The following is a 13,371-nucleotide window of genomic DNA, read 5'->3' as shown; positions in this document are numbered from 1 at the left end:
TGCTAATTTACCTGTGAGCTACAGCTTCTTTCTCAGGCTCGGTTACATCCATAACAGCATAATGCTTAACATCGTTGATTAAAACTTCATCGATAACATTTACCAGGTTCTGATAATTCGATTCGGGCATAGGTTTTACCATTAACATAAGATCATCGCGTTTGCCGGGTTGCATTTTGTCGAGCGCAGCCTGCTTGTTACGGATAATTTGTCCCAGGCCGTCGTTTACCGAATAGGAGGTTACCCCAAACGTACCTGTTTTTAAGGCCTCGCCCAGTTCGCCATGATAATAAAAAATTTTGTTCTCTTTAAGCGGCACCACAGTTAAAGCAGTACTCATGCCCACATTGGTGCCGGTTCCATCTGCCGGCATTATTAATTTCATTGCTTTGGGCGTCGACATGGTGGTGGTAAAGATGAAAAATGTTATTAATAAAAACCCCAGGTCAACCATTGGCGTTAAATCAACGCGGGTACTTTGTTTTTTGCTTCTGCGTACGCCGGGTTTGTCACCGGCGCTGGCGGGGATGTTAATTTCAGCCATACTTCTTTGGTTTTGAATATAAGACGCAGTGGCACAATTTTTCCATATTTACTGAGATCATTGGTGGCAATGACAGATGTCACCCAAAAACATAAAAGCAATCAGTACATTCAATCATCAAAAAAATAAAACATGAAAACACTGGTAGTTCCTACCGATTTTTCGTCTGTTTCGGTCAATGCATTGAATTATGCGGTTGACATGGCACAGGCCATTAATGCCGGTATTGTATTGCTACACGTGTACAATATACCGGTATCATATACAGATGCGCCCGTTTCACCTGTATCTACTATATCAATTGAAGAAGTAAAACGAACAAGTGAAGAGCGGCTTGAGGAAATGAAAATGAATATTATGCATATCACTTCGGGCCAGCTTGAAATTTTTACCGAAGCGCGGCTGGGCGATACCATCGATGAACTGGAAGAGTTATGTAAATCGGTTCAACCCCTGGCGGTAATTATGGGCAGCCATGGAAGTACGGGGCTCGAACGACTGATCATGGGCAGTACCACATTAACGGCTATCCGTCACCTGAAATATCCTGTAATTGTTGTGCCACCCGGCACTACCTATCATGGAATAAAGAAAATAGGACTGGCCTGCGACTTTAAAGATGTGGTGGAATCGATACCCGTTGATTATATAAAGGACATGGTAAACGAATTCGGAGCCGAATTATATGTGCTGAACGTTCATTATAATGATGACGATAAACATTATAAAGATGAAACCATTCTTGAATCGGCCTACCTCGATGCCATGTTGCAGGATATAAAACCCATTTATTTTTTCCTGAATAAAAAAGATGTGGTGGAAGGTATTAATGAGTTTGCCGAACAAAATAACCTTGATATGGTAATTGTTATTCCTAAAAAGCACCGGCTTATCGACAACCTGTTTCATAAAAGCCGTAGCCGCGAGCTGGTGACCCATTCACATATACCAATTGTTTCGATACATGAATAAAGTTGATCAGTTGACTGGTTGAAAAGTTGACAAGTTAGCGGGTTAACCGGTTAACTTGTCAACTTATTAACTTATCAACTAAAATTCTGCATTTTTCGGTGTGCGGGGGAACGCTATCACATCACGAATATTTGTCATGCCGGTTACAAACAGCACCATCCGCTCAAAGCCCAAACCAAAACCGGCGTGGGGTACTGTACCAAAGCGGCGGGTATCGAGGTACCACCACATTTCTTCAGCCGGAATATGCATTTCTTTCATGCGTTCGGTAAGCTTATCGAGGCGTTCTTCCCTTTGTGAGCCACCAACAATTTCACCGATGCCCGGGGCCAGAATATCCATAGCGGCCACGGTTTTGCCATCGTCGTTCTGGCGCATGTAAAATGCTTTAATGGCTTTGGGATAGCCTGTAACGATCACCGGTTTTTTAAAATGTTTTTCGACCAGGTAACGCTCATGCTCACTTTGCATATCGATGCCCCATTTCACTTCGTACTGGAATTTCTTTTTCTTATATGCCGGGGAGTTCAGCAAAATATCTATCGCTTCAGTATAGGTAATGCGTTCGAAACTGTTGTTCAGTACAAACTCAAGCTTTTCAATCAGGCTCATTTCGCTGCGTTTGTCCTGGGGCAGTTGTTTTTCTTCTTCGGCCAGCCGTTGAGCCAGAAACTCCAGGTCTTCGCGATTGTTTTCCATCGCATGCCTGATAATATATTTAATGAACTCTTCGGCCAGGTTCATATTATCTTCCAGGTCATAAAAAGCCATTTCAGGCTCAATCATCCAGAATTCGGCCAGGTGGCGCGCTGTATTGGAGTTTTCGGCCCTGAAGGTGGGACCAAAAGTATATATCTCACTAAACGCCATAGCTGCCAGCTCGCCTTCGAGCTGCCCGCTTACAGTTAAATTGGTACTCTTGCCAAAAAAATCTTCTTTAAAATTAATGCTGCCATCTTCGTTCCGGGGTGGATTGTCGAACGGCAGGGTGGTAACACGGAACATTTCTCCGGCCCCTTCGGCATCACTGGCCGTAACAATGGGCGTATGCATATATACAAATGCCTTTTCATTAAAGAATTTATGAATGGCAAATGCCAACGCATGGCGTACCCTGAATACCGCGCCAAAGGTGTTTGTACGAAAACGCAGGTGGGCTATTTCGCGCAAATATTCCAGACTGGGCCGGTTTTTTAATTGCAACGGATATTTTTCAGGATCGCTGTCGCCCAGAATTTCAACGGCTGTGGCTTTAACTTCCACTTTCTGTCCTTTACCCTGCGAAGCGATCAGTGTACCGGTGGCTTTTATTGAGGCGCTTGTAGTGATGCGCTTTTGGGTAGCCTCATCGAGCATGGCCAAATCAACTACTACCTGAATATTGCTATTGGTGCTACCGTCGTTTATGGCTATGAACTGATTATTGCGAAAACCGCGTACCCAACCCATTACTGTAACTTCCTGACCGGTTGCTTCGCTGGCCAGCAGATCTTTAACTTTTACCCGTTTGTTGAACATATCCTTAAGTTTTAGTCTTTTCCCCCATCCCGATAAGGTGAGATAGAAGGACGGCAAAGATAAGTATTGGGGGAGGTATGTTAATCGTAATCAAGAAGCATTAAAAAATTTGATCAACTAATGTGTGTTAGTTATTTTTATGATTCCAATTTCTGTGTGTTAAAATAGTTTGTAAAAAAGCTTGCAATCATTAATTACCCATTCTAATTAATGAGGTGTTACTTTTTTGGTTATTAGATGAAAAGTTTAAATAACCTGAATGGGAGGTTTAAACATTTCATTTAATAATGTATGAAAAACAAGTTGCTTACACTTGAAAAAGCTCCGTTTTTAACGCTTGCGTTATTCTCCTACTCTTTAACCTTCAAATATTTTGAAGACCTGCGAAAAGCGCTTCCCAAAAGTGCTGAGTTTGACCATGCATTTACCTTATTAATAACTTTTTTGATTATTGGTACATTTTCAATTGGCCTTTATATCGGATTAATTATTGCGGAAAGAAATGTTTCAAAAAATATCGATAAAAACAGGAGAACTAAAAGATAGTAATCCCATACCAACTCCATACTTACTCCATACATGCCCTCTGGTACTTCCATAGTCCTCACCTGCTCCTCCTATATGCAGGCTATACTTATCCCATGCACCCTCGTAAATGGCCAGCAGTTTAGATCAACTTTGTAATATTTATCAGGCCTCAAACCGGCTTGCCCAATGTTGCCTCCGGATTGCACAGCGTTGCCCGCCATCAAAATCAAGTAGCCGGTTGACTTTTATCAGCTCAATCACCTCCCGTTTCCCCTACTTTTGTTTACATGAAAATCGCCTTCTTTTCAACCCAGTTGTACGATAAAGAGTATTTTACCCGGTATAATACCCAATATGAGCTGGTATTTTTTGAAGCGCCGCTTAACGAAAAAACCGTTCCGCTGGCCGCAGGTTGCGAAGTTGTATGCGCCTTTGTAAACGATTCATTGAACGCCGGCGTAATAAAAGCACTGGCCGAAACAGGCGTACAAATGATCGCTATGCGCTGCGCCGGTTATAACAATGTTGATGTGGCCGCTGCCCAACAGCACAACATCAGGGTTGTTCGCGTTCCTGCCTATTCACCCCATGCGGTGGCAGAACATGCGGTTGCGCTGATCCTCACCCTGAACCGCAAAACGCATAAAGCCTATAACCGTGTGCGTGAAGGCAATTTTTCGCTGGAAAAATTAACCGGTTTCGACCTGTACGGAAAAACCGTGGGCGTTATCGGCACCGGCAAAATAGGACAGGTATTTTGTAATATCATGCAGGGTTTTGGTTGCCGTGTGCTGGCTTTTGACATTATTGCCAATAAAGAACTGGAAGCAAAAGGCATTGAATACCTGCCGTTGATAAAACTATTGCCCCAATGCGATATTATTTCGCTGCACTGTCCGCTTACCGAACAAACCAAACATATTATAAATGCCGATACATTGTCATTGATGAAGCCCGGTGTAATGTTAATCAACACCAGTCGTGGTGCGCTGATCGATACGCATGCCACCATTCAGGCATTAAAAACAGGCCGCATCAAATACCTCGGTATTGATGTATATGAGCAGGAAGAAAAATTGTTCTTTCATAATTTGTCGGAAGAAATTATTGAAGACGACGCCATTATGCGGCTGATGAGTTTTCCCAACGTGCTTATCACCTCTCACCAGGGATTTTTTACCGATGAAGCGCTAACGCAGATAGCCCAAACCACCCTGCAGAATATAACCGATTTTAAAGCAGGTAAACCACTGGTGAATAAAGTGGTGTAAAGTCCTGAGCATCCTGAGCGAAGTCGAAGGGTCATAGGCCCCACGGGCCCTGAGCGGAAGTCGAAGGGTCGGGGGAAGCCATCTGGCGTAGTCAGGTGGCCAGTTAACCCGTCACCCCTGTTTAATGTCATTCATACATTTATTCCACTGATTCCTTATCTTCGGTGCCCGATTACATAATTTTACTTAACGAAACCACCATATGAAAAAACTGGTTGCCATTTGCAGTACGGTTTTTATTGCCATTAACCCGGTTTGGGCTCAACACAAACCGCTTATTATTTACAGTCCCGATAAACAAATTCAGGTTACGTGTGTAACTGATGCTTCAGGCGCACCTTTCTACGCTGTTCAATACAAAAGCAGTGCTGTTATTGAAACTTCCCGCCTGGGAATTGTTCGCCAGGATGCCGATTTTTCAAAAGGGCTTACAACGGTTAACGTATCTCCTGTTACTTCTGTTAAAGAAAATTATCAGCTGGTTACCGGCAAACGCCGCAACAACACTTACACTGCCAACAAACAAATTGTTCATTATAAAAATGCATCGGGCCAACCGGTTGATATCATCTGGCAGGTTTCGAACGATGCAGTTGCCTTCCGTTATTATTTTCCCGGCACATCTGATGAGCCTAAAAAGGTTGATACCGAATTCACCTCCTTTCATTTTCCGGCCACAGCCAAAGCATGGCTGCAGCCCATGAGCGTAGCTAAAACGGGATGGGAACATGTTAATCCCTGTTACGAAGAGTATTATGAAAAGGGAATAGCTGTGGGAGCGCCTTCACCACTCAAAGCCGGGTGGATCTATCCGGCCCTGTTTCAATCGGCCGGCCATTGGGTGCTGATCACCGAAGCGGGTATGGATGGAACGTATTGCGGCACCAAATTGAATAATGATTCTGCCAATAGCGATTATCATATTGCGTTCCCCGATCCCCATGAGGTGTTTACCGGCGGTGGTTATAAGCCTCAATCTGTTTTACCAATGTATTCGCCCTGGCGTGTTATAACTATTGGTAGTTTGGCAACCATTATTGAATCAACAGCCGGAACCGATGTGGCAAAAGCTGCCGCTACCAGTCAAAATTTTTCATTTGCCAAACCCGGCAAATCATCATGGAGCTGGGCCTTGTTGAAAGATGATTCAACTGTTTTTCCGGTTCAAAAACGCTTTATCGATTACGCCGCTGATATGAAATGGCAATATTGCCTGATCGATGCAGACTGGGATACAAAAATTGGTTACGACAGCATGCAGCTGCTTATCAATTACGCCAAACAAAAAAAGGTGGGCGTTTGGTTATGGTATAATTCGGCCGGAAGCTGGAATACCACCCCTTATCATCCACGAAATAAATTGCTCACACACGAAGACCGGGAAAAGGAATTCAGCAGGCTCGAAAAAATGGGCGTAGCCGGGGTAAAGATCGATTTCTTTGGCGGCGACGGCCAATCGATGATACAGTATTACATCAACATATTGAACGGTGCCGCTGCACATCATTTAATGGTGAATTTTCATGGCGCTACACTACCCCGTGGCTGGCACCGCACCTGGCCCAACCTCATGAGCGCCGAAGCCATAAAAGGTTTTGAATATATAACTTTTGATCAAAAAGCTGCAGACGAGGAACCAACACATTGCGCCATGCTGCCTTTTACGCGCAACGCTTTCGATCCAATGGATTTTACGCCCATGTGCCTGTATAAAATTCCGCGTATAAAGAGACAAACAACGCCTGCGTTTGAACTGGCCTTATCAGTGTTGTTTTTATCGGGTGTGCAGCACCTGGTCGAAATACCCGAAGGCATGGCTCATATGCCGGCTTATATTAAAGAGTTTTTACAAAAGTTGCCCGCCGGATGGGATGATGTGAAATTTATCGACGGGTTTCCGGGTCAATATGTTGTGCTGGCCCGTAAATCGGGCAACAAATGGTATATCGCAGGCATTAATGGTACCGATGACGAAAAAACGATACAAGTGAACCTGGCTGCTTTCAAAGGTAAAAAAGCAACCTGCATAGTGAACGGAAAAACAGATGCCTTCTTTGAACAGAAAACAATAGCTGTAACGCCCGGTAAAAAAGAAACAATTTCCCTGGCGGCCCACGACGGATTTGTAATCGTGGTTGAGTAACCATAGAACCGCAGAATATTAAATATTGAATTTTGAATGTCGAAGTAGACTGCTGAGATAGTGGTTTTTACTTCGTCATTCGACATTTAACATTGTGTATTCGATATTTACACAATTTTTACTCATCTCGTAAATACCGCCTTCTTTAAAATCGGTACTTTTGCCCTCTTGTTCAAACCCTTTTACGGCTGTGAAAGGGTATTTTAATAATGGCGAAGACGATACATATTGCATTAGTTGGAAACCCTAACAGCGGCAAAAGTTCCCTGTTCAATGTTTTAACCGGCCTGAACCAGAAAGTTGGCAACTTTCCGGGTGTAACGGTAGACAAAAAAGTAGGTACCTGTAAGCTCAGCGATGGGCTCATTTCTACTATTATTGACCTTCCCGGCACCTATAGCTTATATCCGCGCCGTGAAGATGAGTGGGTGGCTTACCGCGTATTGATGCACCAGGATAAAGAAGTGAGTTCGCCCGAAATGGTGGTGCTTATTGCCGACGCCAGCAACCTCAAACGCAACCTGCTGTTCGCTTCGCAGATCATCGACCTGAAAATACCGGTAGTTGTAGGTTTGACCATGATGGATATTGCCCGGCAAAAAGGCATTCAGATCGATGTGGCCGAACTGGAGCGCGAACTGGGTGTGCCGGTTATTCCTATAAATCCCCGGAAGAACAAAGGCATTCCCCAGCTGAAAAAAGCCATTGAACAAACTGCTCTTGAATTATACAAAGCGCCTGTACGCGATTTTATTAATAACGAAGCCCTGGCAAGCTCGGCCATTGGCAGCGTAAAACAGTTGCTGCCCGAGTTAAGTGATTACAAAGCCATTCACTACCTCATCAATCACGAATCATTCGAACTCGACAGATCATTGCAGGAAAAGATTGAAAACATCGAACGCGTTAACAATTTCAATCATACCAAAACGCAGGCCGAAGAAATTCTGCAGCGGTACCAGCGCATCGGATTAATTTTAAAACAGTCGGTATCGGAACCATCGCCGCTGCAAAAAACTTTATTTACCGAAAAGCTCGATAATGTATTCCTGCACCGCCGGTGGGGTTACTTTATTTTGTTAGCCGTTTTGTTTTTGTTGTTCCAAAGCGTTTTCTGGCTGGCCGAATACCCCATGAACGCCATTGACTGGAGCTTTACGCAAATAAGCAGCTGGCTGGGCAGCGTTTTACCACATGGTTGGTTAACCGATTTGTTTATAAATGGTATTCTGGCAGGCTTAAGTGGCATACTGGTGTTTGTACCTCAGATCATGATCTTATTTGGACTGGTAACCATTTTGGAAGATACCGGTTATATGGCGCGCATTAGCTTTTTAACCGATAAGCTGATGCGAAAAGTTGGGTTGAATGGCAAGAGCGTTATGCCCATGATCAGCGGTTTTGCCTGTGCAGTACCCGCTATCATGAGCGCCCGCAATATCGAAAACAAAAAAGAAAGACTGCTCACCATATTGGTTACCCCCTTAATGAGCTGCAGCGCGCGGCTGCCGGTTTATACCATTTTGATAGGACTGGTAATTCCCAAAAAAATGTTCTGGGGCATTCTGGGCGTGCAGGGGCTGGTGATGATGGGGCTTTACTTGTTGGGACCGTTAATGAGCATGCTTGTTTCATACATTGCCCGCTGGTTTATTGATATTAAAGAAAAGAGCTTTTTCATTTTAGAGTTGCCGGTATACAGAGGCCCGCGATGGAAGAACATACTGGTTACCATGGTGAACAAAGCCAAAATATTTGTGTTTGATGCGGGTAGGGTGATCATGGTCATCAGTTTAATTTTATGGGCCCTGAGCACCTTTGGTCCCCGGGAAAAAATGAAAAATGTAGCCGCCCGTTACGAGCAACAAATAAAACAGCATCCCGACCAGGAGAGTGAATTAAACCGGCAAAAAAATACCGAGCTGTTACAAAATTCCTATGCCGGTATATTGGGCCAAAAGCTGGAGCCGGTGATAAAACCACTTGGTTACGATTGGAAAATAGGCATTGCCCTGATCACTTCATTTGCCGCCCGCGAAGTATTTGTGGGCACCATGGCAACGCTGTATAGTGTTGAAGGCGGAAACGACGCCGATGAAAGTACGCTGATGCAAAAAATGAATGCAGCCGTTCGGCCCGATGGAACCAAAGTATACAGTTTGGCTACCGGTATTTCACTAATGATCTTTTATGCGTTCGCCATGCAATGCATGAGCACCCTCGCCGTAGTTCGCCGCGAAACCCGCAGCTGGAAGTGGCCGCTGATTCAGCTGATATACATGACGGGTGTGGCGTATATTATGAGTTTTATCGCTTATCAGTTGTTGAAGTAATTCTTCGCCTCACTTATATTCCCTGCACGCTTTCAATCTAACATAATTAAAAAGGGCCCGCGAAAAGGCCCTTTCGTTAAATAATCCAATCCATGAAAAATAAACCGTCCTGACAATTTTTTATATAGTTATTAATTGCATTTGTACGGGATAATTGTGATAGATCTTTCCGCATCACTTTGCTGCTTCCTCAAACCAAAAACTCAATTTCCCTACCCCGCTATCACGTTCAGTTTTCGTTATGCAATACACTATATATAAGACGCTAAATGGTGTAAAAGGTTTGTTATAGAAATCTTAAATAGTTGCATCAACAACTTTTCGAAAAGAGCCGCCTGAATCCTTTTCCCCTTTTCTCTTATATATTTTAGTACAACTATACTGATGGCCGTTTATTGAAAAACTTCCTTATAAAACCCCCAGCTGCTGTAACTCTTTTCTAAACTGTTGCGGCGATTGAAAATGAATAGTATGAATGCCCAGGTCGGCGGCAGGTTTTAAATTGCGGGTATTATCATCGATATAAATGGCCGTTGCAGGATCAATGTTAAACCGGCTGATCAAACGCTCGTAAATTTCAATAAAAGGCTTGCGCGTTTTTTCTTCTCCGGAAACGATTCGCCCATCAAACCAATGCAAAAATTCATAGCGTTGCAGAGCAATACCAAATGTTTCGGCGCTCCAGTTGGTGAGCGCATATAATTTATAGTTCGGATTTTCTTTCAGCTGATTCAGCGTTTCTACCGTTTCATGAATCGGGCCACCCAGCATTTCTTCCCACCGCCCGTAATAGGCCCTGATATTGGTTTCATGTTCCGGAAATTGTTTTACCAGCAACTCGGTGCCATCGTGCAAACTACGGCCGGCGTCCTGTTCTTCGTTCCAGTCAGAAGTGCAAATGTTCTGGTAAAACCATTTCATTTCTTCTTCCTTATTAAAAATGGTGCGGTAAACATAATCGGGATTCCAGTCGATAAGCACGCCTCCAAGATCGAATACAATTGTTTTGAAAGATGACATGTATGATTTTTTTTAAATATAATCTGACTTATCTGCTATTGACCAACCGCTTTACTTCTTTTTTCCAACATTACGGTTGTGCGCCAAACGCCGTTTAACTGCGCAATACGTTCGCGGTAACCAATATACCTGAACCCGCATTGTTCGTGTAAATGAATGCTGGCCCTGTTTTCTTCATGAATTACACTTAACAACGACCAGATGCCATTTTGTTCACTTTCTGTGATCAGGGCCAGTAGCAAAATTCTTCCAATTCCTTTTCGCTGATGTTGCTGATGAACATACACACTCACTTCGGCAACACCATTGTAACAATCGCGGGTTGATACAGGCGTTAAAGCTGCCCACCCTACGGATTCTTTTTCATCCATGGCAACAATGCGTGAGTGCTGAAGATATTTGTTGTTAAACTTTTCCCAATCGGGCACAGTTGTTTCGAATGTAGCCATACCCGAAGCAATACCATGCTGGTAAATTTCCAGAACAGCCGCTGCATGCTCCTGCTGCATTGGTAACAGAGTAATCATGCTGCTAAATTAAAACTCATACAGCAAAAATGGGTACCGGGTTTTTACACGCGGTTTATTTCGCTGAATACTTTTTTATATGTGTGATAATCGTTCGGCTGCCAGTGCCAGCGTTTCATCTTTCTTTCCAAAACAAAATCGTATCACTTTATTATCCGTACCCTGCTGGTAAAAGGCCGAAACAGGAATTACAGCCACCCCAAATTCCTTTGTAATGCGTATGGCAAATTCCCTGTCGCTTTCGTCGCTGATGCGATTATATTGAGCGCAGATAAAATAACTGCCCTTACTATCGAGCATAGTAAACCGGGTATTTTGCATTAACTGCAGAAAATAGTCGCGCTTTTTTTGAAGAAAAGAACCAAGCGTTAAATACGAATCCCTGTTACGTAAAAAAGTACCCAGCGCCACCTGCGACGGGGTATGGCAACTAAAGCAATTAAACTGATGTACTTTGCGAAACTCCTTTGTAAATTCAGCGGGCGCTATACAATAGCCCAGCTTCCAGCCCGTGCAATGATACACTTTGCCAAACGAAAAGCATACAAAGCTTCTTTGCAGCAGATCGGGATAGCGTAATATTGACTGGTGCTGCACATCATCGAAAATGATGTGTTCATATACTTCGTCTGAAACTATGATGATGTTTGTATCGCGCACAATCGAGCGCAATTGTTGTATATTGTCTTCGCTCAATACAGCGCCGGTAGGGTTATGGGGCGAGTTGAGCATGATCATTCTGGTTCGCGCCGTAATTTTTTGGCGTACCTCGTTCCAGTTGATCTTATAGTCAGGGAATTGCAGGTTAATACGAACCGGCGTAGCGCCATTCACCACTATGTTTGGAATATAGCTGTCGTATGCCGGCTCAAAAACAATCACTTCATCACCAGGTTGCAGCACGGTTGTTAATGCCGTATAAATGGCATAGGTGCCGCCTGGTGTAATAGTTATTTCAGTATCGGGATTAATTGCAGCAGCATACAAAAACTGAACTTTTTCAGCAATGGCTTCGCGAAGCGGCATCCAGCCGGGCATTGGCGAATACTGGTTGTATCCATTTTGCATAGCCTCGTTCACCAGCCCGGTAAGTTCTGAACTCATTGCAAAATCAGGAAAACCCTGGCCCAGGTTCACTGCTTTGTATTCAGTAGCCAGGGCACTCATCACAGTGAAAATAGTGGTCCCCACTTCGGGTAACTTCGATTTAATTGGTAAGCTCAATTACGTGTAGATTAAGATATATGTTTGAATAAAACAGACGATCCTCAAATATCGTATGTTGAAATAAATACAAGTACATTCATCATTCAACATTCGAAATTCAATATTCTACTTCTTCAGCTTCTCCCGCTCTTTTACCGGCAGGCCTGCAACAATTAAATTGTAGGAATCGTCGATCCATTCTTTTAATATAGCATTTGAAACCGTTCCATCTACTGTTATGGTATTCCAGTGTTTTTTATTCATATGATAACCGGGTTGCGCACAATCGTATCGCTCCCGCAGCTCGATGGCTTTTTCGGGATCGCACTTTACATTAAACTGTAGTGAATCGGAATCGAGTGAGCAAAGTAAAAACATTTTGCCTCCTACTTTATACACCAGTGTGTTGGGGCCAAAAGGAAAGGTTTCTTCAACCGCGGGTTTCGACAAACAATAATCGCGAAGTGATTCTATGTCCATACGTCACCAGAATTTATGTACACCAAAAGGTTTACAACTTATGTGTTTAATTTATTGTTTGATTTCAATATACTGATCATCGATCAGCTCCTCACCGCATAGCCTTAAATATACCTGTGCTACGGTTACCACATCTTTCTGGCAATAGCAAACAATTCGATCTATATTATCTTCTTTCCAGTAAACTTCCCATACCATGCTGCCATCGATATCATCTTTCGGAGTGGGGATGCCTAAAGTACAGGCCAGCAAATTGAGTGAGGTAAAAGTTTTAAAATCGCCAAAGCGCCACAGGTCCATTGTATCGAGGTGGCTTATTTCCCATGGCTTTTTACCTCTTGTATTCAGAATGGTAGGCAGCGGAATATTATGAATGATCATTCGCCGGCACAGGTAGGGAAAATCAAACTCTTTTCCATTATGCGCGCACAGGCATTTATTAGGATCCGTTGCCCAGCGCTTCAGCATTTCGGTAAACTGCAGCAACACTTCTTTTTCATCGTGCCCGGCAAAAGATTTAAGTATGAGCTTTTTTGTTGGGCCATAGCCCTGAATAATACCAACGCTGATACACACGATTTTGCCAAACTCGGGATAAATGCCCGCCTTGTTGTAAATGGTTTCAACCGTTTCTTCTTCTTTATTGCGAATAAGATAGGCTGCCTTCAGGTCCCACAGCGATTTCCATTCAGGCGTTAACTTATCGTAACAATCAAATTGAGGAACCGTTTCGATATCAAGAAAAAGAATGTTGTTCAGAGTTACCATAATAATTTGAAAATTTGAAAATGTGCAAATTTGAAAATGCATCTCCTCCTACATTTTCAAA

General features: G+C 43.3%; 12 protein-coding genes. 5 read left to right on the top strand and 7 right to left on the bottom strand.

What is annotated here, in order from left to right:
- Nucleotides 1-7 precede the first annotated feature (7 nt).
- Nucleotides 8-544, bottom strand: coding sequence for an ExbD/TolR family protein (locus tag AC59IL_RS11140; RefSeq protein ID WP_496552197.1), 537 nt, complete (start codon nucleotides 542-544; stop codon nucleotides 8-10).
- Between the two features lie 132 nt (nucleotides 545-676).
- On the opposite strand from AC59IL_RS11140, the gene AC59IL_RS11135 reads away from it, so the two are divergent.
- Nucleotides 677-1,516 carry a universal stress protein gene (locus tag AC59IL_RS11135; RefSeq protein ID WP_496552196.1) on the top strand — a complete coding sequence of 280 codons (840 nt, stop codon included), beginning with the start codon at nucleotides 677-679 and terminating at the stop codon, nucleotides 1,514-1,516.
- A 78-nt stretch (nucleotides 1,517-1,594) separates the two neighbouring features.
- Here AC59IL_RS11135 and asnS read toward each other — a convergent pair whose 3' ends face one another.
- Complete coding sequence (gene asnS, locus AC59IL_RS11130) at nucleotides 1,595-3,034, bottom strand: asparagine--tRNA ligase (RefSeq protein WP_496552195.1); 1,440 nt, start codon at nucleotides 3,032-3,034, stop codon at nucleotides 1,595-1,597.
- 291 nt (nucleotides 3,035-3,325) lie between these two features.
- Here asnS and AC59IL_RS11125 point away from each other — a divergent pair, with 291 nt between their 5' ends.
- The 4 genes from AC59IL_RS11125 to feoB all read left to right on the top strand — a co-directional run bounded on the left by AC59IL_RS11125 (nucleotide 3,326) and on the right by feoB (nucleotide 9,309).
- Nucleotides 3,326-3,580, top strand: coding sequence for a hypothetical protein (locus AC59IL_RS11125; protein WP_496552194.1), 255 nt, complete (start codon nucleotides 3,326-3,328; stop codon nucleotides 3,578-3,580).
- Nucleotides 3,581-3,849: 269 nt separating this feature from the next.
- Nucleotides 3,850-4,833, top strand: coding sequence for a 2-hydroxyacid dehydrogenase (locus AC59IL_RS11120; protein WP_496552193.1), 984 nt, complete (start codon nucleotides 3,850-3,852; stop codon nucleotides 4,831-4,833).
- 202 nt (nucleotides 4,834-5,035) lie between these two features.
- On the top strand, nucleotides 5,036-6,976 hold the full coding sequence (locus tag AC59IL_RS11115) for a glycoside hydrolase family 97 protein (protein ID WP_496552192.1): 1,941 nt from the start codon (nucleotides 5,036-5,038) through the stop codon (nucleotides 6,974-6,976).
- Nucleotides 6,977-7,185: 209 nt separating this feature from the next.
- The gene (gene feoB / locus AC59IL_RS11110; protein ID WP_496552191.1) at nucleotides 7,186-9,309 is read left to right on the top strand and encodes a ferrous iron transport protein B; all 2,124 of its coding nucleotides are present in this window, start codon (nucleotides 7,186-7,188) and stop codon (nucleotides 9,307-9,309) included.
- A gap of 408 nt (nucleotides 9,310-9,717) precedes the next feature.
- Here feoB and AC59IL_RS11105 read toward each other — a convergent pair whose 3' ends face one another.
- The 5 genes from AC59IL_RS11105 to AC59IL_RS11085 all read right to left on the bottom strand — a co-directional run bounded on the left by AC59IL_RS11105 (nucleotide 9,718) and on the right by AC59IL_RS11085 (nucleotide 13,310).
- On the bottom strand, nucleotides 9,718-10,329 hold the full coding sequence (locus tag AC59IL_RS11105; protein ID WP_496552190.1) for an HAD family hydrolase: 612 nt from the start codon (nucleotides 10,327-10,329) through the stop codon (nucleotides 9,718-9,720).
- A gap of 35 nt (nucleotides 10,330-10,364) precedes the next feature.
- A complete protein-coding gene (locus tag AC59IL_RS11100) occupies nucleotides 10,365-10,856 on the bottom strand; it encodes a GNAT family N-acetyltransferase (protein WP_496552189.1) in 492 nt (163 codons plus the stop codon).
- A 75-nt stretch (nucleotides 10,857-10,931) separates the two neighbouring features.
- The gene (locus AC59IL_RS11095) at nucleotides 10,932-12,080 is read right to left on the bottom strand and encodes a methionine aminotransferase (protein WP_496552188.1); all 1,149 of its coding nucleotides are present in this window, start codon (nucleotides 12,078-12,080) and stop codon (nucleotides 10,932-10,934) included.
- A gap of 108 nt (nucleotides 12,081-12,188) precedes the next feature.
- Complete coding sequence (locus AC59IL_RS11090) at nucleotides 12,189-12,542, bottom strand: MmcQ/YjbR family DNA-binding protein (RefSeq protein ID WP_496552187.1); 354 nt, start codon at nucleotides 12,540-12,542, stop codon at nucleotides 12,189-12,191.
- A gap of 51 nt (nucleotides 12,543-12,593) precedes the next feature.
- Entirely contained in the window at nucleotides 12,594-13,310 is a 717-nt protein-coding gene (locus AC59IL_RS11085) for a 3'-5' exonuclease (RefSeq protein WP_496552186.1), read from the bottom strand.
- Between the last annotated feature and the right edge of the window lie 61 nt (nucleotides 13,311-13,371).

The sequence above is a fragment of the Niastella sp. sgz303648 genome, assembly GCF_059587045.1.
Note: the sequence above shows the minus strand (reverse complement) of the source record. Positions and strands in the feature narration are given on the sequence as shown.

What these genes read in the sequence shown, in the direction of transcription:
- AC59IL_RS11135 (WP_496552196.1), top strand. Translation starts at nt 677, where the DNA reads ATGAAAACACTGGTAGTTCCTACCGATTTTTCGTCTGTTTCGGTCAAT.
- asnS (WP_496552195.1), bottom strand. Translation starts at nt 3,034, where the DNA reads ATGTTCAACAAACGGGTAAAAGTTAAAGATCTGCTGGCCAGCGAAGCA.
- AC59IL_RS11085 (WP_496552186.1), bottom strand. Translation starts at nt 13,310, where the DNA reads ATGGTAACTCTGAACAACATTCTTTTTCTTGATATCGAAACGGTTCCT.
- AC59IL_RS11100 (WP_496552189.1), bottom strand. Translation starts at nt 10,856, where the DNA reads ATGATTACTCTGTTACCAATGCAGCAGGAGCATGCAGCGGCTGTTCTG.
- AC59IL_RS11140 (WP_496552197.1), bottom strand. Translation starts at nt 544, where the DNA reads ATGGCTGAAATTAACATCCCCGCCAGCGCCGGTGACAAACCCGGCGTA.
- AC59IL_RS11090 (WP_496552187.1), bottom strand. Translation starts at nt 12,542, where the DNA reads ATGGACATAGAATCACTTCGCGATTATTGTTTGTCGAAACCCGCGGTT.
- AC59IL_RS11115 (WP_496552192.1), top strand. Translation starts at nt 5,036, where the DNA reads ATGAAAAAACTGGTTGCCATTTGCAGTACGGTTTTTATTGCCATTAAC.
- AC59IL_RS11125 (WP_496552194.1), top strand. Translation starts at nt 3,326, where the DNA reads ATGAAAAACAAGTTGCTTACACTTGAAAAAGCTCCGTTTTTAACGCTT.
- feoB (WP_496552191.1), top strand. Translation starts at nt 7,186, where the DNA reads ATGGCGAAGACGATACATATTGCATTAGTTGGAAACCCTAACAGCGGC.
- AC59IL_RS11120 (WP_496552193.1), top strand. Translation starts at nt 3,850, where the DNA reads ATGAAAATCGCCTTCTTTTCAACCCAGTTGTACGATAAAGAGTATTTT.
- AC59IL_RS11105 (WP_496552190.1), bottom strand. Translation starts at nt 10,329, where the DNA reads ATGTCATCTTTCAAAACAATTGTATTCGATCTTGGAGGCGTGCTTATC.